At 43.1% G+C, this 20,587-nt stretch carries 20 protein-coding genes, 1 tRNA gene and 2 pseudogenes; 10 read left to right on the forward strand and 13 right to left on the reverse strand.

Annotated elements, in window-relative coordinates; genetic code table 11:
* Positions 1–111: 111 nt before the first annotated feature.
* Positions 112–237 (reverse strand): annotated as a pseudogene (locus ACLFKQ_RS29260) (type II toxin-antitoxin system RelE/ParE family toxin); the annotation flags it as partial.
* Between the two features lie 53 nt (positions 238–290).
* Here ACLFKQ_RS29260 and ACLFKQ_RS29265 point away from each other — a divergent pair.
* On the forward strand, positions 291–2,087 hold the full coding sequence (locus ACLFKQ_RS29265; protein WP_449003139.1) for a sodium:solute symporter family protein: 1,797 nt from the start codon (positions 291–293) through the stop codon (positions 2,085–2,087).
* A gap of 234 nt (positions 2,088–2,321) precedes the next feature.
* Here ACLFKQ_RS29265 and mnmA read toward each other — a convergent pair whose 3' ends face one another.
* Positions 2,322–3,374, reverse strand: a complete 1,053-nt coding sequence (mnmA, locus tag ACLFKQ_RS29270; RefSeq protein WP_449003140.1) for a tRNA 2-thiouridine(34) synthase MnmA — start codon at positions 3,372–3,374, stop codon at positions 2,322–2,324.
* 72 nt (positions 3,375–3,446) lie between these two features.
* Here mnmA and ACLFKQ_RS29275 point away from each other — a divergent pair, with 72 nt between their 5' ends.
* Positions 3,447–3,944, forward strand: a complete 498-nt coding sequence (locus ACLFKQ_RS29275; protein WP_449003141.1) for an SPOR domain-containing protein — start codon at positions 3,447–3,449, stop codon at positions 3,942–3,944.
* A 204-nt stretch (positions 3,945–4,148) separates the two neighbouring features.
* Positions 4,149–5,426 carry an MFS transporter gene (locus tag ACLFKQ_RS29280; protein ID WP_449003142.1) on the forward strand — a complete coding sequence of 426 codons (1,278 nt, stop codon included), beginning with the start codon at positions 4,149–4,151 and terminating at the stop codon, positions 5,424–5,426.
* Between the two features lie 31 nt (positions 5,427–5,457).
* Here the strand turns inward: ACLFKQ_RS29280 and ACLFKQ_RS29285 are convergent.
* Positions 5,458–5,531, reverse strand: a tRNA-Arg gene (locus ACLFKQ_RS29285).
* Positions 5,532–5,645: 114 nt separating this feature from the next.
* On the opposite strand from ACLFKQ_RS29285, the gene moaC reads away from it, so the two are divergent.
* A complete protein-coding gene (gene moaC / locus ACLFKQ_RS29290; RefSeq protein ID WP_449003143.1) occupies positions 5,646–6,137 on the forward strand; it encodes a cyclic pyranopterin monophosphate synthase MoaC in 492 nt (163 codons plus the stop codon).
* A gap of 88 nt (positions 6,138–6,225) precedes the next feature.
* Here the strand turns inward: moaC and ACLFKQ_RS29295 are convergent, their stop codons facing one another.
* The 3 genes from ACLFKQ_RS29295 to ACLFKQ_RS29305 all read right to left on the reverse strand — a co-directional run bounded on the left by ACLFKQ_RS29295 (position 6,226) and on the right by ACLFKQ_RS29305 (position 7,289).
* Positions 6,226–6,627 carry a GFA family protein gene (locus ACLFKQ_RS29295; protein ID WP_449003144.1) on the reverse strand — a complete coding sequence of 134 codons (402 nt, stop codon included), beginning with the start codon at positions 6,625–6,627 and terminating at the stop codon, positions 6,226–6,228.
* 41 nt (positions 6,628–6,668) lie between these two features.
* Positions 6,669–6,911 carry a hypothetical protein gene (locus ACLFKQ_RS29300; RefSeq protein WP_449003145.1) on the reverse strand — a complete coding sequence of 81 codons (243 nt, stop codon included), beginning with the start codon at positions 6,909–6,911 and terminating at the stop codon, positions 6,669–6,671.
* 90 nt (positions 6,912–7,001) lie between these two features.
* Entirely contained in the window at positions 7,002–7,289 is a 288-nt protein-coding gene (locus tag ACLFKQ_RS29305; RefSeq protein ID WP_449003146.1) for a hypothetical protein, read from the reverse strand.
* 120 nt (positions 7,290–7,409) lie between these two features.
* Here ACLFKQ_RS29305 and ACLFKQ_RS29310 point away from each other — a divergent pair, with 120 nt between their 5' ends.
* Together ACLFKQ_RS29310 and ACLFKQ_RS29315 are read left to right on the forward strand one after the other, a co-directional pair.
* A complete protein-coding gene (locus ACLFKQ_RS29310; protein ID WP_449003147.1) occupies positions 7,410–7,667 on the forward strand; it encodes a 2TM domain-containing protein in 258 nt (85 codons plus the stop codon).
* Positions 7,660–7,959, forward strand: coding sequence for a DUF3181 family protein (locus tag ACLFKQ_RS29315; protein ID WP_449003148.1), 300 nt, complete (start codon positions 7,660–7,662; stop codon positions 7,957–7,959). The genes ACLFKQ_RS29310 and ACLFKQ_RS29315 overlap by 8 nt, the downstream gene beginning before the upstream one ends.
* 31 nt (positions 7,960–7,990) lie before the next feature.
* Here ACLFKQ_RS29315 and thrC read toward each other — a convergent pair whose 3' ends face one another.
* The 3 genes from thrC to rimO all read right to left on the reverse strand — a co-directional run bounded on the left by thrC (position 7,991) and on the right by rimO (position 12,229).
* A complete protein-coding gene (gene thrC, locus ACLFKQ_RS29320; RefSeq protein ID WP_449003192.1) occupies positions 7,991–9,100 on the reverse strand; it encodes a threonine synthase in 1,110 nt (369 codons plus the stop codon).
* Positions 9,101–9,279: 179 nt separating this feature from the next.
* Positions 9,280–10,740 carry a DEAD/DEAH box helicase gene (locus tag ACLFKQ_RS29325; protein WP_449003149.1) on the reverse strand — a complete coding sequence of 487 codons (1,461 nt, stop codon included), beginning with the start codon at positions 10,738–10,740 and terminating at the stop codon, positions 9,280–9,282.
* Between the two features lie 151 nt (positions 10,741–10,891).
* Positions 10,892–12,229, reverse strand: coding sequence for a 30S ribosomal protein S12 methylthiotransferase RimO (rimO, locus tag ACLFKQ_RS29330; RefSeq protein ID WP_449003150.1), 1,338 nt, complete (start codon positions 12,227–12,229; stop codon positions 10,892–10,894).
* Positions 12,230–12,720: 491 nt separating this feature from the next.
* Here rimO and btpA point away from each other — a divergent pair, with 491 nt between their 5' ends.
* From btpA to ACLFKQ_RS29345, 3 genes are all read left to right on the forward strand, one after another.
* On the forward strand, positions 12,721–13,578 hold the full coding sequence (btpA, locus tag ACLFKQ_RS29335; RefSeq protein ID WP_449003151.1) for a photosystem I biogenesis protein BtpA: 858 nt from the start codon (positions 12,721–12,723) through the stop codon (positions 13,576–13,578).
* 149 nt (positions 13,579–13,727) lie between these two features.
* Complete coding sequence (locus ACLFKQ_RS29340) at positions 13,728–14,729, forward strand: vitamin K epoxide reductase family protein (RefSeq protein WP_449003152.1); 1,002 nt, start codon at positions 13,728–13,730, stop codon at positions 14,727–14,729.
* Between the two features lie 156 nt (positions 14,730–14,885).
* Positions 14,886–16,718 carry a hypothetical protein gene (locus ACLFKQ_RS29345; protein ID WP_449003153.1) on the forward strand — a complete coding sequence of 611 codons (1,833 nt, stop codon included), beginning with the start codon at positions 14,886–14,888 and terminating at the stop codon, positions 16,716–16,718.
* A 72-nt stretch (positions 16,719–16,790) separates the two neighbouring features.
* Here ACLFKQ_RS29345 and ACLFKQ_RS29350 read toward each other — a convergent pair whose 3' ends face one another.
* Positions 16,791–17,501 carry an IS6 family transposase gene (locus ACLFKQ_RS29350; RefSeq protein ID WP_448997902.1) on the reverse strand — a complete coding sequence of 237 codons (711 nt, stop codon included), beginning with the start codon at positions 17,499–17,501 and terminating at the stop codon, positions 16,791–16,793.
* Positions 17,502–17,565: 64 nt separating this feature from the next.
* Here ACLFKQ_RS29350 and ACLFKQ_RS29355 point away from each other — a divergent pair.
* A pseudogene (locus ACLFKQ_RS29355) lies at positions 17,566–17,874 on the forward strand (tyrosine-type recombinase/integrase); the annotation flags it as partial.
* Positions 17,875–18,191: 317 nt separating this feature from the next.
* On the opposite strand, the gene ACLFKQ_RS29360 reads toward ACLFKQ_RS29355, so the two are convergent.
* The 3 genes from ACLFKQ_RS29360 to ACLFKQ_RS29370 are packed head-to-tail and all read right to left on the reverse strand — an operon-like array spanning position 18,192 to position 20,526.
* Positions 18,192–18,779: a hypothetical protein gene (locus tag ACLFKQ_RS29360; protein ID WP_449003154.1), complete on the reverse strand. Its 588-nt coding sequence runs from the start codon at positions 18,777–18,779 to the stop codon at positions 18,192–18,194.
* Between the two features lie 32 nt (positions 18,780–18,811).
* On the reverse strand, positions 18,812–19,573 hold the full coding sequence (locus ACLFKQ_RS29365) for a sodium-dependent transporter (RefSeq protein WP_449003155.1): 762 nt from the start codon (positions 19,571–19,573) through the stop codon (positions 18,812–18,814).
* A 32-nt stretch (positions 19,574–19,605) separates the two neighbouring features.
* Positions 19,606–20,526, reverse strand: coding sequence for a PhzF family phenazine biosynthesis protein (locus tag ACLFKQ_RS29370; RefSeq protein WP_449003156.1), 921 nt, complete (start codon positions 20,524–20,526; stop codon positions 19,606–19,608).
* Between the last annotated feature and the right edge of the window lie 61 nt (positions 20,527–20,587).

A 20,587-nucleotide genomic window follows, 5' to 3' on the forward strand; every position in this document is an offset into this window, starting at 1 on the left:
GCTATCTGGCACTTCGTGCATTACTATAATGCTTCATTACATCTTTAGCACTACCGTTTAATTTAACCGCAACCAATTGGCAAGATAAGAAATTAATTTGGTCGCGAACAGTTATTGATAAACGAGCTCAACATCTCGAACCCCATCATCCGACCAAATAAAACATATTCGATACTGGTGATTAATGCGAATATTATATTGCCCTTGACGATCGCCTTTTAAAGCTTCCAGTCTATTTTTTCAATCGGAGTTATAAAGTTGTAGAAGCAAAATCTAAATAGCACGACAAAATGCAACTAATCGACTGGCTCATCGTTCTGCTTTACTTTATCCTCACTATTGCCTTGGGATTATTTCTATCCCGCAAAGCCGCCAATAGCTTAGAAGACTTCTTTGTTTCTGGGCGATCGCTGCCCTGGTGGTTAGCAGGAACGAGTATGGCAGCTACTACTTTTTCGATCGATACTCCACTCTATATCTGCGGTGTGGTAGCTAGTCGAGGTATTGCTGGTAATTGGGAATGGTGGAGTTTTGGCATAGCTCATGTAGTGTTGATCTATGTTTTTTCCCGACTCTGGCGGCGATCGCAAATTGTCACCGATGCCGAGTTGCTCGAGATGCGTTACGGAGGCAAAACCGCCGCAATTTTAAGAGCAACTAAAGCCTTTTTATTTGCCGTACCGATCAACTGTATTGGGATTGGCTACGCGATGTTGGCGATGGTTAAAGTAGTTGATGCGCTGCAGCTATGGCAGAGTCTAGGCTTTGCACCGGGGGAAAACGGTAAGCTGTGGAGTGTCATCGGAGTTAGTATTTTAGTTCTAGTGTATGCCGGTTTTTCGGGGTTGTGGGGAGTAGTAGCTACAGACTTCTTGCAGTTTTTTCTGGCTTTGTTTGGGGCGATCGCCACTGCGATCGTTGCAGTAAACAGTGTCGGTGGGATGCACCAACTAATTACCCAGGTACAGCAAATAACTGAGATTGACGTATTAAGTTTTTTTCCCTTGCAGTTTGACAACGGTAGATTTGGCTGGAGTGAGGCGGCGGGTATTCCCCTCAGTACTTTTTCTGCCTATTTATTTCTTCAGTGGTGGTCATTTCGGCGTAGCGATGGCGGTGGCGAATTCATTCAGCGTTTGGCTGCGGCGAAAGACGAAGCGGAAGCGGAAAAGTCTTCTTGGTTTTTTAATGTATTGAACTACGTAGTCCGCACTTGGCCTTGGATCGTGGTGGCATTAGTGGCAATGGTCATTTATCCCGACTTAGAAGATAGAGAGTTGGGCTATCCCAAACTGATGCTAGATTTTTTACCGCCTATAATGTTGGGTTTGGTAGTAACTTCTCTAATTGCGGCGTTTATGAGTACGGTTTCCACTTCGATTAACTGGGGTGCTTCTTACTTAACTAACGATATTTACCGTCGTTTTCTCCAACCCAATGCCAGCCAAAGCGAATTAGTTAACGTCGGTAGACTGACTTCGGTATTAGTTACGGTGTTTGGCGCGATCGCAGCTTTTTATGCCAATGATATCACAACCGTATTTCGCTTGGTAATTGCGATCGGCACGGGTCCTGGTTTAGTCTTAATTCTGCGCTGGTTTTGGTGGCGCATCAATGCTGCTGCCGAATTAGCCGCCATGCTTGGGGGATTTATTATTGGTTTAATTACTAGTATCAATCCCGAGTTCAACCAAATTGATTTTGGCTATCGGCTACTAATTATTTCGGCAGCTACTGCTTTAGTGTGGATAACAGTGATGTATCTCACCCCTCCAGAATCCGATGCAACTCTAGATGAATTTTACCTTTTAGTGCGCCCTGGGGGAATTGGCTGGCAAAGACAAAGAGAACGAACGGGAATAGCCGCCGCACAAAATTTAGGTAGAGATCTTCTCAGAGTAATTGCTGCCAGTTTGCTGTTGTTTGACTCGATGCTAGCGATCGGTGGTTTTCTACTATTACAGCCCGTTACTGGCTGGATAACGCTAATAATTGCCGTTATCGGTGGTTTTTGGCTGCGTCAGTTAAATAAACGTAAAATAGCAGCCATGCCTAGACCAGGATTGAGTATGAAAGATGAATTGTAATTCGATTAAACGTCTGATGTGAATTAGGAAAAAGTGAGGAAAAGACAGAAGATGAAAGTTACCACACTTATCATCAAATATCCCTCCTCATGAATAGCATATGAGTAATGAATGTCCTAATATAAGTTCGTAACCCTGTAAGTTTTTATTGCTAAGTTTTCAGCAAATGCGATCGCTAAATGCCTAACCTTGACATTAACGATCGCTCAAAACGGTAAGAAACAATATTCGTCTCTATGGACGATCGATAATGCCACCACCTAACAATACTTCTCCGTCATACCAAACGGCGGCTTGTCCTGGAGTAATGCCGAATTGTGGTTCGTCAAATACCAAGCGAAATCTGTCGTCTTCTAAAGGAATTAAATTTACTGCTACTGGTTTAGCACGATAGCGGATTTGTACTTCAGCACGGATCGGAGTAGTGGGTTTGGCGATAGAAACCCAGTTGACTCGCGATACCGTACATTCAGAACTAGCTCCAGAAGCGCGATCGCCGACGATTACACGATTCATTACGGGATCTAGTTTGACCACGTATAGTGGTTCGGCAGCGGCAATACCCAAACCCCTTCTCTGTCCGATAGTGTAGTGGTGAATTCCTTGGTGTTTCCCTAGCACTTTCCCATCTAAATCGACGATATCTCCTTCTTTTTGGCTGATATAGCGATCTAAAAACGTCCGCATCGAACCGTGAGCTTCGATCAAGCATAAATCTTGGCTTTCAGGCTTATCAGCAGTTGTCAGACCGAATTCGTTGGCGGTTTTTCTCGTTTCATCTTTGGTGCGATCGCCCAAGGGAAAGATCGCACCCGCCAGTAATTCTTGGGTCAAGTCGTATAGAAAGTAAGTCTGGTCTTTATTACGGTCGATCGCTCTCAGTAATTGATACCTTTCCGTAGCTGGAGCGTAATTTATTCTGCCATAATGACCTGTAGCAATCTTATCCGCACCCAGTTCTTCTCTGGCGTATTTTAACATGGGCGCGAATTTTACCGTCCGATTGCACTGAGAACAAGGTAATGGAGTGACTCCCGCCTCATAGCCAGCCACCAAGTAATCGACAATATTGGCTTGAAATACTTCCCGACTATCGACGATGTGATGGGGTATATTCAATTCTTGGCAAATCCGCGCTGCATCTACCATTCCTTCAGAACAGCACTGACCTTTACCCTTCATCAACCACAGGGTAAGACCGATAACTTCATAACCTCGATCGTGCAGGGTAGCTGCTGCAACGGAACTATCAACGCCACCAGATAAGCCGACAACGACTTTGTTCATGGAACTTTACAATACTGTTAACTTCAATAAATATTAAGGGTATTTTTAAAATAGTAGGCTCGTCTTTTTATTATGACAAATAAGCTCAATTTCCTGGCTGACAATTATTTATCCACAGCTACGATCTTGCCAACGCTCGGGCGATCGCTAATCGGCATGGGATTTATTATTATAGCTACTGCTATTCCTACCAAGGCACAAAATAAGGAATTGATTACCGAGCTTTTGCCACCCCCTCCTCCTTTGTCTCCTCCAAACCGAATTATCAAACACAAGTACGAGCCAATAGTACCAGTGGATCTCGAACCGCCTACCTACACCAGCAAAGAGCAACAGCGAGAATATACTTTTAGTGCGCCGCCAAGAGACGATCGCGACTACCGAGTTGAAGTATTTGGCAATGAAAAAGAATTGCTAGAGCAAGTTAGAGCGATCGAGCCTAAAGCATTTCCCAAAGGCGATGTAATTCAAGTAGGAATTTTCAGCAGTCAGGATAATGCTGAAGATTTAGTCCGTAAACTAGCCGTTAAAGGTTTCTGGGCGAGAATTATTATTAGCGAAAGCTATTGATTGAAAGCTACAAAATCAGCCCGATCTCGTCTCAAGTTTTTTTCATTTGGCGATCGCTCAAATCTTATTGTTAGTTTTTATCTCTCTGTCTATCCAAAGTTAGAGCGCAGCTTTTATTAAGGAATGTTAAAGTTAATCATAATCGGGGGATGATATTTACCAGATTGCCCTCAGTGCTGGCAATATTAAATTACAAAAGGATTCGTGAAAGCCTGGAAAGTTCTAGCAATAAATACCAAGCGCAACTTAGCTATATTGTTTTGTGTCGGTCTGCTCTTTTGGATTAGCATCACTATATTATTACCGACTTTACCCGCTTACGTGCAGGATGTGGGGGGAACTACTCAACAGGTAGGATTAGTAATGGGTAGTTTTGCCATTGGGTTGTTGTGCTCTCGTACCTGGTTGGGAAGGGTAGCCGATCGCCGCAGTCGTAAATTGGTTATTTTAATTGGTATTAGTGTCGCTGCAACTGCTCCTATCTGTTATTCAGTGGTCCAGTCGATTTTGGGGTTGGCGGCGATTCGAGCTTTTCATGGAATCAGTATAGCCTCATTTACCATCGGTTACAGTGCATTGGTAGTAGATTTCGCGCCTCGTCAACAACGAGGAGAATTAATTGGCTATATGAATTTGGCAGTGCCTACGGGAATGTCTATCGGTCCTGCTTTGGGAGGATTTTTACAGGCTTATAGTGCTCGCTGGCAGTGGAATTTTCTTGCCGAGGGTACTGGCTATGAAGTAATATTTTGGTTTTCTTCTCTTTGTGGTTTTACGGGATTATTATTAGCCAGTCGCTTGCAAGAGGCAGCTAGAGATGAGGAAATATTTACTCAGCAACAGTTTTCACCAAGGGAGCGCAATTTCTGGGAGCTTACCCAAAGTCCTGCTTTGGTTATTCCTGCTACGGTTTTATTACTAGTAGGGTTAGTTTTTGGTACTTTAGTCGCCTTTTTGCCTTTATATGTCCGCGAGTTAGGAATTTCTTTTAATGTAGGTTTATTTTATACGACAGTAGCGATCGCTTCTTTTTCTGTTCGTTTATTTGCTGGCAAGGCTAGCGATCGCTACGGACGGGGTTTATTTATTAGCGGCAGTCTGATTTGCTATATTATTTCCATGACACTTTTGGCTAATGCTGAAAATGCTCCAACTTTGCTCTTGGCAGCATTAGCAGAGGGAGCGGGAGCCGGAATTTTAATTCCACTGATCTTGGCACTAATTTCCGATCGCTCTTATGCCAATGAGCGAGGCAAGGTTTTCGCGCTGTGTATGGGTGGTTTCGATCTGGGAATTGCCTTAGCAGGTCCCGTTCTGGGAGCTTTAGCGTTTACGGTTGGCTATCGTGGTGTCTTTTCCCTAGCAGCATTATTGGCTCTTACGGCATTAATTATTTTTGTTACTCAATCGAGCAAAAACATCCGCCAATCTTTTAACTTTGCTTTGGGAAAAGTTAGAGATGTTTACGCAATTGATTGTTAATCTCAATCGAGTTTAATTGTTTAATTATTTACGGGCGAGAAGGGATTTGAACCCCTGACTCCATGGTTCGTAGCCATGTGCTCTAATCCACTGAGCTACACGCCCTAAATTGAGATCGCTCAAAACGGCTGCCAAAACTCTCTTCGGCAGATTTTTGAGTCAACAATAATTATCTTGTTTACTCAACGATTTATAATATTAGCACAATAATAACTATTTATGCAAAAAGCTAACTTTAATTCTCTCACTCATCTCAACGAAACGGGAGAGGCGCAAATGGTAGACGTTTCTGCCAAGCAACTTACTCACCGTCAAGCAGTAGCCACAGGCAGAATCAAAATGTCTGCATCTACTTTAGAGATTATTGAAGCCGGTAATGCACCAAAAGGAGACGTTATCGGTACGGCAAAGCTAGCGGGAATTATGGCTGCCAAACAAACTGCCAATCTAATTCCCCTGTGTCATCCTTTACCCCTAAGTAAAATAGAAGTCAAAATTAGCTGCGATCGCGATTTGCCAGGATATCAAATTCGCGCTTCGGTAATTACCAAAGCCGAAACGGGAGTGGAAATGGAGGCTTTAACTGCCGTATCTGTAGCCGCCTTGACTCTCTACGATATGGCGAAGGCTCTAGAAAAATCGATGCAGATTGAAAATATTGGTTTGGTTTCTAAAACTGGCGGCAAATCGGGAGATTATTTTGCTGAATAGTCAAGCTCATCCCACTCACAAATATTGTAGAATTGCGCGGTTATCGATCGTTGATTGTTGATAGTTGAAGATCGACCACTAACAATGACTACATAAAATCTGTAGGCAATCCTGAGTAACTAGGAATATCTTGGGAAGGTTGATGCCAGCCTGCTTTATTGGCGACAAAAGCATGAGCGATGGGTTTTTCCTGGTGAGGACTATCGATACAGGAAAGAGCAACGCTTAGATAATCTGCGCCATCTTTAGCGTAATTCATTAATCTCGAACCGCAAATAGAACAAAAGGTTCTAATACCCTTAGTAGATTCATATTCTTTGAGATATTCTTCGCCGCGAATAAAGTTTAAACTCTTGCGTACGGCAAAGGCTTGTGTAGCAAAAGCCGCGCCGTGAGATTTTCGGCAGCGAGTACAGTGACAGTTAAAAACAACTCCAGGAATTGCCGTTACCTCAAAAACGATCGCGCCACAAACACAACTTCCAGTCATTTACCGTTTTCTCCCTTGTTTGTCTGGCTGACAATTATCTTTTAAATATCGTAGCTATTTTTGGTTCTGTTTAAAAATTGCCAAATCGGTCTGTCGTCCCAAATTTGTACTTCAATGAAGCGATCGTATCGCCAATGCTCTTCCGTTTTCCAGCGATCGCCTGGCATACCGTATTTTTTAATTACGTCGGTAATTTCCTCTAAAATAAACACCTGTCCGTGAATTGGTTTGCGATAGGGAACGGCTCGTCCAGTGGTGTCTGTAGCGACCGCCAAGCTCGGCATACTGTCGGGATAAGTAAACGAAATGGCATCGCGATCGAATAGAGACAGTGGAAGTTGCAGCTTAAGCGGCTTGGCATCACTAAAAAAGCCTTACTCTTGGAAAAAGTCGTCACACTCTCCCAAAACAAAATATAGGGGATGTTTGAGATGTGGCTTCTTCCCCTTGTTGATAAACTCTTTGTAAAGCCAAGCTTCAACTTGGCAGCGTTCTTCAAGATAACCAGGATGTAACCAGATTCGTTTGCCGCTTTCTTTAAGATTACGCAAGAGTTCTCCTGCTTCATCGTCTGGTTGACTGCAAATATTTTTCAAAATGTCACTGCTTTGGCTGTAGTAATGCGTTATGTAGTCGGGTATTCCCACCTCTGCTTTCATCATGGAAACGAAGATATTTCAACACTGTAAACACATAAATAATTAGCAACCCAGACAATAAAACCGCCACTCAAACCGATACAATAAATAAGGAATCCAATATTATTGTACGCTTAAATATCTATGCCCCCTCGTTGGCCTCGCAAACCAGACCGCAAAACCGATCCCGAATACAGACGCATAGACGACATCATGAATTTTGCCATTCACGTAGCCCTTTACGCTGCGGTAAACTCCGGCTTGTGGTTCGTTCATAACCTTAAGTCTGCTGAATGGTCTTGGTTGCTGTGGGTCAACGGTATTTGGTTTGGGATTTTAGCACTACACTTTATTTACATTAAAGCGATCGCAGATTATTCATCGGTAAAATCAAATGGCTAATACCAGAGAAATCGAAACCTTAGCAGCGCAAATTGGCGAAAATATCTACATCGACGTTGCTAAATGGCATTTGTATTTAGCGGATGCTCATTTACATACGACCGTAGCGGAAAAAGCCTATTCTCTATTAGAAGATGATGCTTTGAGTGAAGCTGCAATTAGCGATCTATTACGCAGTATTGCCGTTAAGTTAGGTGGTGGCAAGAAGGAACTGTCTTTGTTCGATCTCGTTCCTACTCAAAAGCAGAGAGATCTCCTAGAACTTTTAGAAAATTATCGACGAGAAATGTAGCTTAGTTGGTCAAAGCTATAACTATGCGAGTTTAGTAAAAACCCATTGCCTTAGCAACCATTTCTAGGTCGAGTTTCATAGTTTTAACTTGATTGACGCTATGGTCGATCGCGCTACTGGGATCTTTTAAGCCATTGCCCGTCAGGACACAAACCACCGTAGCGTTTTGCGGGACTCGCTCTTTCACCTTGAGCAAGCCAGCTACAGAAGTCGCACTAGCAGGTTCGCAAAAAATGCCTTCTGACGAGGCTAACAGTCGATAGGCAGCTAAAATTTCTTCATCGGTAACAATATTAAATTCTCCCTGGCTCGCTTCCCTTACGGCGATTGCTTTTTGCCAGTTAGCGGGGTTGCCGATGCGGATCGCTGTGGCTACCGTATCGGGTGTGGTTACTGGTTTGCCAGAGATTAGCGGTGCGGCACCAGCCGCCTGAAATCCCATCATCTTAGGGAGACGAGTACTTTTATTCGCCTGATGATATTCGCAAAAGCCCATCCAGTAAGCGGTAATATTTCCTGCATTACCTACGGGAATACAGAGCCAGTCGGGAGCATCAGCCAAAACATCTATTATTTCAAAGGCTGCAGTTTTTTGCCCTTCTAGACGATAGGGATTGACGGAATTGACTAGAGTAACGGGATAATTTTCGGCAAGCGATCGCACTATCTCTAAAGCGTCATCAAAGTTACCTTGAATGGCGATTACTTCCGCACCGTATAGTAAGGCCTGTGCTAGTTTGCCTAAAGCTACATAACCATCGGGAATCACTACAAAAGCTCGCATTCCTCCACGACGAGCGTAGGCAGCGGCAGCAGCTGAAGTATTACCCGTACTAGCGCAAACTACGGCTTCCGCCCCCGCTTCTTTGGCTTTAGAAATTGCCATCGTCATTCCTCGGTCTTTAAAGCTGCCGGTGGGGTTGAGTCCGTCATATTTGACGTACACTTTTACACCGCGACCAATTCGTTTGGCAATGGTGGGAACGGGGATTAGTGGCGTATTTCCTTCTAGTAAAGTAACTACAGGAGTAGCTTTGCCTACTGGTAAATAAGCACGATAAGTTTCAATCAAACCTTGCCATTTCTCAGTGCGGCTTACAGACTGAGGATTTGAAATTTTTGCAGGAGAAACGATGGGGATCACGGGCTGTCATACCATTAAAATTTAAATTTGCTATCCGAAGTTAGCAACGAGATACTAAACGACGGAGAGCGAGATTGGTATTGAATTTATTTGTCGTCAGTTTATCGACGCTAGAGAGCGGATTTTATAGCATTAGCTCGTTGGCGATAATGTTTTAAAATCCCATCCCAACTAAATTATTGTTCGATAATTACTTCAGACCTCATTCTACCACCAGAGGATTTATCTTTTGATGGAGATTTAGAGTTGCTATAGCGGTCTTTACGAGAAGAACGATTACCTTTTTTCTTGAGAATTGGTTTTTCTACTCCTCCTTGAGGAACCTCCCAATCACCTTTCATCCAGTTAGGACAGTCTTTATCGTAGACCATTTGCAAAGCCGCCGCCGCGATCGCCTGCGCGTCATAATCATCGCTTAATTCTCTAACTAAAGGTAAGAATGATGCCATTCTTTCTCCTGCCAGAGTTTCTTTAATCGTCGTCTGCAGTTTGGCAAATCTTTTAGCTTCTACCTGAGCGCGATTGGGAATTTGAGCCACCTCTAGTTTTTGACGCAGGCGACGCTCGATTTGTTTGAGGGTACGGCGATCGGCTGGCTGAACTATAGCAACTGCCGTGCCCGTTTTGCCGGCTCTTCCCGTACGTCCGATGCGGTGAATATAGGTTTCGGCATTGTCAGGTAGATCGTAATTAATTACGTGAGACAAATCCTGTACGTCTAAACCTCTAGCTGCAATATCGGTAGCTACTACTAGCTCGATCTGACCATCGCGGAAGCGTTTTACTAACCGTTCGCGCTGCATTTGGCTGAGATTGCCGTGATATTCATCGACGCTATGTCCTGCTTCTTGTAGCTTGCTGGTAAGTTCGCTAGCGGTGCGTTTGGTACGCACGAAGATAATTGCCGATTCTGGTTCTTCAATTTCTAGTATTGGCTGGAGAGCTTTAATTTTTTGCCAACCGCGAGGCACCATGTAAACACGCTGGTCGATTCTCTTGGGTGCTGCCTGAGTTTGCTTGACCGTTAGAGTTATGGGGGAGTGCAAGAAGCGATCGATTAAATCTTTGATTTCTTGCGGCATGGTAGCAGACAGACAGGCAGTTTGTCTCTCTTGAGGAGCTTGTCGCAGGATAGTTTTAATATCGTCGATAAAGCCCATACTCAGCATTTCATCGGCTTCATCGAGAATTGCCAGGCGCAAACTATCTAAATTTAAATCTTTACGTTCTAGAAGATCGATTACTCGACCGGGAGTACCGATTACGATCTGCACTCCCCTACGCAAACTACGAATTTGTCTTTCAATTGATTGACCGCCATACACCGTTAGAGCGTAGATCCGACGGTTTTCTGAGAAATCTTTGATTGCCTGTCCCACTTGTTGGGCTAGTTCTCTAGTAGGCGTTAAAATTAGCACCTGAACATTTTTGTTTTTAGGATCGACTAGGTCTAATGCCGGTAGTGAAAAGGCAGCGGTTTTACCAGTTCCAGTTTGAGATTGTCCGACAATATCTTTACCTTGGAGCAGAAAAGGTATCGCCTGCTGCTGAATTTGAGTCGGTTCGATAAATCCTAGAGCTTCTAGTTGTTCTAGACAGGCTTGTGATAGCCCGAGTTCTTTAAAAGTTGTGGTCATAGGTAGGTTATCTGTCAATATATGGTTTCTATTATTAACTTTGCTTTAAAAAACTTTACAGTTTTTGCCGCTTTGTTTGGTTAGTTACATTCCTCTAGGCTGTAGAAGAGAAATATTTTAGTGAGCTGCATCGAAGGAGACGAGTCGAAATCTACGCGATTGAATCGGCAACTAAACTGACAACTTCGCCATAAAGATCGTAAATATCGGCAGCGGTAATTCTCACGGGTACCAGCGAACCGAGGTTAGCTTCACCACGCACGTAGACTATCCCGTCTACTTCAGGAGCAAATCGAGCCGAACGACCGATTAGTTGTCCTGTTTGAGGATTTTCTTGTTCGACCAAAACCTCGACGATTTTGCCGACATTAGCCTGATTTTTAGCTGCAGCAATTGGTTGTTGAATTTGCATGAGAATGTCTCGACGAGACGAACTAATTTCTGGGGGAACTCGGTGCGGAAGATGATAGGCAGGAGCTTCAACTTCTGGAGAAAAAACGAACACCCCGACATGGTCGAACTGATGGCGTTCGACGAATTCTGTCAGATGCTGGAAATGAGCCTCGGTTTCGCCTGGAAAGCCCACGATAAAGGTAGTACGTAAGATAGCTTCTGGAAGTTGCCGTTTAATTCGTTCAATGATGGCATCATTAACCCTTCCCTGCCAAGGGCGATTCATGGCTCGTAAAATTTCTGGGTGAGAATGTTGAAGCGGTAAATCTAAATAAGGCAGAATATTTCCCGTATTCCTAATAGCAGTAATTACTTTAGGGGTTAGTCCCGTAGGATAGGCATAGTGAATTCGAATCCAAGGTATATCGACTTTACCTAATTCATATAGAAGTTCTGCTAATTTGGGTTCGCCATATAAATCCACACCATAATTGGTAGTAATCTGGGAAATTAGAATAATTTCTTTGACTCCTTGAGCCGCCAATTCTTCTGCTTCGGCGACAATCGATTCAATAGAACGCGATCGCTGTTTGCCTCTTAGATGAGGGATGATACAAAAAGAACAGCCATAATCGCATCCTTCGGCTACTCGTAGATAGGCTACGCCTTCAGTGGTAGTGCGATAGCGAGGAACCGTTTCATCGGCAATATAGGTAGGCTGAGAAGATACTTCCTCTACCCGTTCACCAGTAGCAATACGCTTGATGATGTCGACTATCTTATGATAGTCACTGCTACCCACTATCGCTACTGCTTCTGGCAATTCTGCTAACAGTTCGGATTGAAAGTGCTGCGCCATACAGCCAGCTATAATAATTTTTTTATTGGCTTCAGCAAGCTCTACCAGAGTCCTAACTGACTCCTCTCTAGAATCTTGAATAAAACTACAAGTATTAACAATAACGTAATCGGCTAATTCTTCGTTGGAATCTATTTGATAACCAGCTCGAGCGAGCAACCCAAGCATATGTTCTGAATCTATGCGATTTTTTTCGCATCCTAAATGGGATAATGCCACTGTGGGCTTATCGAGCATATAATTCACTTTGATAATAATCGAGTCAAAATATAATTCGATCTAGACTGGGTCAGACACAATATCTCGTGGTTTGGAGCGTTACGATTTGGTCTGTAACATCCCCATGTTTGAAGATGTGAAAGCAATCTCTCGCTCAGCGAGTCAGATCGCCTCATACTCGACAGTTGTTTTGTCGCAAACGTTTTAATTTTCAAGACACCGTTTCTGGACTATAGATTTACATAAACTATGGTGAGTTTGGCTAAATATACCCAGACCGATCCTCATATATAATATCGTTAAAATATCTTAACAGACAAAGTTTTTTAGAAAAAATTTATTTATTCAGCAAACAACCACTCTAGTCGAATGGCGATCGCTAGGAGCAAAGCAGGTGTTTTGATGACAAAATTCAATTAAAACTATGAACTATCTCAGTTTGTCTGAGATAATAATAACTTTTAGACGGGTTATAAAGCAGGCTTTGAATGGCGGAAGGGAAAAACAGCGTGAATTTAGAACAAATTTTTAATACACATGCACCAATTATCGGAGTGGTTCATTTATCTCCCTTGCCTACTTCTCCTCGTTGGCAAGGAAAGCTACAAGCAGTAATTGCTAGAGCCGAACAAGAAGCAACAGCTTTAGCCGCAGGAGGAGTAGATGGAATTATTATTGAAAACTTTTTTGATGCACCTTTTGCCAAAGAGCGCGTCGATCCGGCAGTGGTAAGTGCTATGACTTTAATTGTCGATCGCCTCAAAGGAATGGTGATGTTACCGATTGGGATCAACGTTTTACGCAATGATGCCCGCAGTGCTATGGCGGTCGCTTCCTGTGTCGAAGCTCAGTTTATTCGGGTTAATGTCTTAACGGGAGTTATGGCGACAGACCAAGGTTTAATCGAAGGGCAGGCTCATGAGTTGTTGAGATATCGGCGAGAATTGGGTACTGATGTGGCGATTTTAGCTGACGTTTTGGTCAAACACGCTCATCCTCTAGCTACCCCTAATATAACGGTTGCAGTACGAGATACGATCGATCGCGGGTTAGCTGACGCAATCATTCTCTCAGGTTGGGCAACGGGAAGCCCTCCCAGTCAAGAATATTTAGAAATAGCGGCAGCGGCGGCTGGAGATACCCCCGTGTTTATTGGTAGTGGTGCTAACTGCGACAACATCGCTCAACTGATGCAGGTAGCAGATGGTGTAATTGTAGCTAGTTCTCTCAAGCGTCACGGTAAGATTACGGAAACCATAGATCCGATTCGGGTTTCGCAATTTGTAGAAGCTGCTAGAGAAACACAAGCTAGCCCAGAAAAAAAGCTCGAGGCTAATTGGCGAACCAAAGTAAACAGCCAGCAATAATAATTTAGGCAGTTAAGCACGTGTATATATTTAACTTAATCAATAAGGCGGTGATTCTGGCTTATTTCTCGGTCAATACGTTGCTTGAGTTATAATTTCTGCATTCAGAAAACTCATTCACAGTGTTTGTTTATTAAGAACTATTAACTATGCGCCGCCGACGTTCTCTTCCTTGGATACATCGCTGGTCTCGCTCGATAATTGGAGCGATCGCCATTGCTGGAGCAGTTCTCACCGCTTACCTCACAGTCACCAAGTTAACGGGAGGCGAAGTTGTCTGTTCGTTGGAGGCTGTAGCGAATGGAGGCTGTAGCGGAGTACTTAACAGCCCTTACGCTACCGTATTTGGCTTACCATTAAGCTTATTTGGTTTTTTGGCATATCTCAGTATGGCAGCTTTCGCTCTAGTTCCCCTAGCAATCGATAGCGAACGGCAAAAAGAGCTTAAAAAAAATCTCGACGGTCTAACTTGGTGGCTATTGCTGGCTGGTAGTACCGCAATGACAATATTTAGTGCCTATCTGATGTATGTGTTGGCAACCCAAATTCAACTTGTATGTCTTTACTGCATTGGTTCGGCGTTATTTTCTTTAAGCTTGTTAGTTTTAACCATAGTAGGTAGATACTGGGAAGATATCGGACAAATTCTATTTACTGGTGCGATCGTCGCGGTTCTAACTCTAATGGGAACTCTAGCGGTTTATGCCGATGTCAATAATCCCGTTGCCGACGAAACGATAATTCAAGAAGAAGTGGCGGATGCCGATGGTTTAATTCCCATTCCCGTCGCTCAAACCGAGCCTAAGCCTCCTTATGGTTGGAAAGTAACTACCACTTCTGGAGAATCAGAAATAGCCTTAGCAGAACATTTAAGCGCAATTGGAGCGAAAGAATACGGTGCTTTCTGGTGTCCTCACTGTTACGAACAGAAACAGATATTTGGTAAAGAAGCGTTTGAGAAAATTAACTATATCGAGTGCGATCCCCAGGGTGTAAATTCTCAAAGAGATGCTTGTATCGCCGCAGGGATACAATCTTATCCTACCTGGGAAATTAACGGCGAATTGTATCCTGGAACTAAAACAGCTGCGGAACTAGCCGAATTATCGGGCTATCAAGGCAAAAGCGATTTTAAATATAAATTGCCTTAAACTTATCTCAATATTTAGTTTCTTGCAGCGATCGCTATGAAATCACCGCCATCGACTGCGAAAAATAAGTCGAATCTGGGTATGACATAGCTAATACCAATTTTGCCAAGCAAGCTGCTACAATCGACTTCGGTGTGAAGAGGTTGGGGCGATCGCATGGACAAACAAATTTTAGGTGTTAGCTGCGGAATATTTTTTTTGCTGACTGGAAACGCTCTGGCTCATGCTAATTCTGCAGTAGAGGGGATAGCGGTCGAGCCAGAAGGCGCTCGCCCTCGAGTTACCTTTACGCCTCTATCAGAACAATTATTAGTCATACCGACGGCACAACATTTGAGACGGGGAGAAGTAAGTTTTAACTTAACTACCCGTCTATTTTTTTTGCCAGATTTAGTGGAAATTGGCACTTTAGATGATGACGATACCGCCGTTAACTTTAATACTGGTTTTAGCTGGGGAATTAGCGACGATTTGCAGCTTACTCTCCAGTTTCAGCACGTAGATAGTAGTAATCCTGCCAAACAAGGAGATTTTGCCTCCGAACGTACCGAAGACAACGAAGCGGCGATTGAAATTAAACAAAGACTCTGGAGTAATACTGATGGTACTAGCTTATTAAGTGGCGTAGTCTCAGCCTCTTGGGGAACTCGCGGCTTTCAGTTTACCAGAGGAGATCGAATCATTGAAATTAACAACCGCAACGTATTTGTATCTTTAGCAGTTCCTTTTACTACTACGGTTGGCGATCGCTGGCAGTTTAATATTGCGCCGACTCTGGCTTTTTTTAACGATGAAAACGCCGAATTTTTCCAGCGTCTCCCCAATGATGATGACAGTTCTTTTGGTACGATGCTTGGTTTGGGTGCGGGTTTATCTTATCAAGTAAATTCTCGACTCTATATTTGGGGAGATGCCATGTTTCCTCTGACGGGTAATAACAGCATTAGCCGAGAGTCGGGAGAACCAGATGAAGTAATTGTTTATAACGCAGGCTTGCGCTATTTGGTTAATCCTCAACTAGCTTTCGATGTGTTTGCCACTAATACCTTTGCCAGTTACGCGCCGCTTTCTCTAACGGGCGATCGCGATTTGGTTGGTATTGGTACTAATTTGGTTTTTATGCCCGATTTGTTTGCGGCTAACCGTAAGTATGGCGATCGCTTTTCTGGAGATCTGAGTCGAGAAGAGAGGCGTTTGACTACCGACGGCTTGGCTTTTTTCGATGGGGGAACTGTAGCTAACGGACAGTTTTTATTTAATTTACAAGCAGGCAGTCAAGGAATTTTGACAGCACTGCGTTATGGGTTCGTGGAAGATTTTGAAGCTGGTATTTATCTAGATTATGTTTTTGGTGAGGTAGACGAATCGGAACAAGGGATCGCTGGTAAGATACGCATGCTCAACCAAGCAGAAAATGCTCCTGTAACTCTCAGTCTCGCCGCTACCGCTGGTATTACCAACGAACCGTTTGTCAATTTTCGCGCCAACGACAGCGAAGAATTCGATCGCCGCGATCTCGATAAATCTGTACCGTTTTTTACTCCTGGAGGGGACGACAATTTTGAAGGAGAATTGATTATCGTCACCATATCTCTACCCATACACTATCAAATCTCCCGCAATAATGCCGTGTGGCTCACGCCAATTTTGGGCTACGTGCAGCGTGAGGGGGTAGACTTAGCAGGGTTTAACTTAGGCGGTGCTTATGGTGTTAGTAAGGAATTTAGTTTAATTGGTGAAGTAGGAGCGAATTTCGCAGGAGAGGGTAATGCTTTTATCGACGGGAGATTAGAAGATAAAATCCCCTGGACAGTGGCGGTACGTTGGACACCGTTATCTTTGTTAAACCGCGAAGCATCGGTTACCAATAGCGATCCCTACATAGAATTGTATCTGACCAATCGCGTTGGTTCTTCTACCTGGCATCAGTTGAGAGTGAGAGAGGATAATGAGTTGGCTGTAGGAGTCGGTTTGCAGGTGCCGTTTTAAACAAGGGGCAAATCGCCGGTTCTGTTGCAAAAAATCCGAACAGAGAGAATATACCTGTGATTAACTAATTTTTTAGACAGCGATCCCAAACAGAGAATAGACAAAATTTCTTTGTCCCAAGATGTCACCTTTAGCGATATTTTTTATTTGCCCTTTGCGAATCACATTCATGATTTCATACCCTTTTAATGTCCGCCATGCTGAGTGGAAATGTTGAAAGTATAATTTATACTTAGCCTGCTTTTTCGGAAATCTATGGTCTTGCTCGATGATATTATTAAGATATTTGTTCTGTCTCAATTCACACTCACTAGAGATAATTTCTTCCGTTTGAAGTTCTTCAACTGCTGCGGGATAAGCAGGATTTTGGTCTACGTTAATAACTCTTGGCTGCTTATTATGTCTCGATTTCAGGGCTTTCTTCAAGAATCTTTTAGCAGCTTGTTTATCTCTCCTGGCACTAAACATAAACTCTATGGTAATACCATTGCTGTCAACTGCTCTATATAGATATTTCCATTTTCCTTTGACCTTGAGATAAGTTTGATCTACTCGCCAAGAGTCATTAGTTGAGATGAGATGCTTTCTGGCTCTTCTTTCTATTTGTGGTGCATAAATCATCACCCATCGGTAAATCGTGGTGTGGTCTACAGATAGTCCTCGCTCTTGCATGATTTCTGCTAAATCACGATAACTCAAACCATAGCGGAGATACCACCTCACACAAAGTAAAATTATTTCTCCTTGAAAATGTTTCCACTTAAATGGTTGCTTTGAGTTCATCTGGTCTAGTAGTTATTTACGTTTGTTAAATACTACAAGTTTGTCTTAAGTTTTTGCAACAGTACCTGTTTTTGTCTCTTTGAGTAACAACAACAAAGGAGGACAATTATCTCGACGCAGCATTAGAGAGATTTGCGATCGCGCTTTGATTGAATGCAATCTCAAACATACTCCAGGTAGAACACTCACCGCACACAGTCTAAGACATACTGCTGGTACGTTGGCATTGAGGACTGGTTCGGATTTGAGACAGGTACAGGACTTACTAGGTCACGCCGATCCGCGAACTACTTCAATCTATGCCCATGTCGGCGATCGCTGGGAACACAACCCAGGAGTCAGTATCGAAGAAAAGCTTGATTTATCGTTATAATTGGGAAAAAACTAACAAAGATATTGCTAGCGAAAGTAATCAATTAGAGTTTCAAGCATAATACCAAAGTAATTAATTACTATAAAAGTTCTGTAAGACAGTGGCTCATCTCTTACATATTAAATAGTAGAGGCAGGTAAAATTGATTTCCAAGTCTTACATGGTTTGAGCCGATATTTCTGAAAGTAGTAATTTGGAGACAACTTGAATCAATGTCGTTGCATCCAAAAGCGATTCCTCAAGTACCGTGATGTAACAGCACGAGTCGCTCATACAGCTTTCTCTATTTGACAATCCAATACTATCTCTTTTCCGTTCTACCAAACTCCCAAATTGTAAAGCATAATTAAACCGATCGCGATTGGAGATAGCCAACGAATTACCAACAGCCAGGAAGTATACACCCCAGGTAGCGAACCAATCAATGAATTATCGCTAAATTCGCTCAACCTTCGGTGAGAATTTAATTTCCAACCAACAAACAAACTAATTCCAATACCGCCGAGAGTCAGTAGCCAATTACTAGCCAGATAATCAGCAGCATCAAACCAGGTCATGCCGATAATCTCTTTAAGCTTCGCGCCAAAAAAACCATCGCTACCGCTGAGAGCCGAGGGTATACCTAATAAATAAATCGCTCCTGTCATTGTGGAGGTTGCGATTGTTCTCGACCAACCACAAGAATCGATGAGAAAAGCCACTGCCATTTCTAATAAAGAAATAGCTGAAGTTAAAGCAGCAAGCAATAGTAGCAAGAAAAATACGAACAAGCCAATCCGCCCAAAAGGAAGCTGAAGCAAAGCAATAGGAATATTGATAAAGATTAATCCAGGTCCTGCTGCTGGTTCTAGTCCCACACTAAAAGCGATAGGAAACATTACCAGACAAGCACCAATAGCAACCATCGTATCGGCGATCGCTATAGCAATAGATGTACCTACAACATCATGTGAGGCTGTAAATAACTACCGTAGGTTAACATTACACCAATACCTAAAGATAAAGAAAAGAAAGCATGACCCAATGCTTCTAATGCTGATGTCCAGGTAAAATTATCGCTAAAAGCAAACAAAAACCTCACCGCAGGGATAAAACCCGACAGGGTACTGGCGTAAATAGCTAATGCTCCCAATAAGATCGCCAGAGCCAACATCCCCCAGTTAGCAAAACGCTCGATACCACCTCGAATTCCCCGCAAAACTACGCAGGTAGTTAATCCCATAAATACGCTATGCCACCAAATATTTAACCTCACCGATTGAACTAAGGAATTAAACAAATCGCTGTATGCTTGAGGGTTACTATCTTGAGGAAAACCACCTACCAGAGACAGAAAGAAATAATGCAGACCCCAACCAGCCACGATGCTGTAGTAAGACAGGATTAAAACCCCAGCAAAAATGCCTAGCAAGCCCACATATTGCCACCCAGAATTAGGACTAGATAGCCTTTGAAAAGCTCGTAATGGCGAACTTTGGGTGCTACGACCCAGCATTACTTCGGAAATCATAATGGGAATTCCCAGAATGGCGATACACAGTAAATAAAATAAAACAAAAGTGCCACCGCCATTTTGACCAGCAATGTAGGGAAACTTCCAGATATTACCCAATCCCACTGCCGAACCAGCAGCAGCAGCAACAAATCCCAGTGAAGATTGCCAATGATTACTTGATTTGCGGTTTTCGATCTCTTTCATTATCTTAATTTCAATTTGCTGTCGAGTTAAACTTATACCTCTGGAATCTCAATCTTGCCTTCACCAACCATGACCGACTGACCGCCAACACGCACTTTAGTTATTTGACTTGCTGTTTTCTCCGCTTCTATTTCTAAAATGCTCGGGCGACCAATTTCAAAACCCTGTTCGACTCTCCATTGAAGTAAGCCATCGTCAGTTTTATCTCTCACGCCAAGATATCCCGCTAAAGCCGATGCTGCTGCCCCTGTAGCGGGGTCTTCGGCAATTCCCATCGCGGGGGCAAACATCCTGGCTCGTACATCCGAACCTTCTAGCTCTGGCTCGAAGCAAAAGACATATAATTGGGATGCTCGCTCGGCTTGTAAATGTTTTTGCCACAATTCTATGTTGAGTGCTATTTTACTTAAAATAGCGCGATCGCATACTGGCACAAATAAGAAAGGAACACCACAAGAAACTGCTGCTGGATTCCATTCTCCTAACAGTAAATCTTCTGTTTTTAAAGAGAGAATTTGGGCAATAATTGCTGCCTCTGGAGGATTAGTCATAAATTCGGGTAACTGTGCCGTAGTTAAATAGGCAGAAACAGGTTTACCATTTTGGGAATTAATCGTAACCCGTACATCTCCGACACCTTCCTCACAGACTATTTCCGTAATTCGATCTTCTAGGGAGATTTCGCCAATGGCAGCCAAGACATGAGCCGTACCGACAGTAGGATGTCCCGCAAAGGGTAATTCTGTGCCTGGAGTGAAGATTCGCAACTGTCTGGTGTTGTGTGAGTTTTGGGGAGGTAAGACAAAAGCTGTTTCCGACAAATTAAATTCTTTAGCAATTTTCTGCATCATCTCGCTACTAAGACCTTTGGCATCGGGAAACACAGCTAACTGATTGCCCCCAAAAATGCGATCGGTAAAAACATCAGCTGTATAAAATTTGTAACTTACCATAGTTTATTTCTCAGTTATCGATTGATAATTACTGGTTAAAAGAATAAAGAACGTAGGACAA

The sequence above is a fragment of the Myxosarcina sp. GI1(2024) genome, assembly GCF_053543375.1.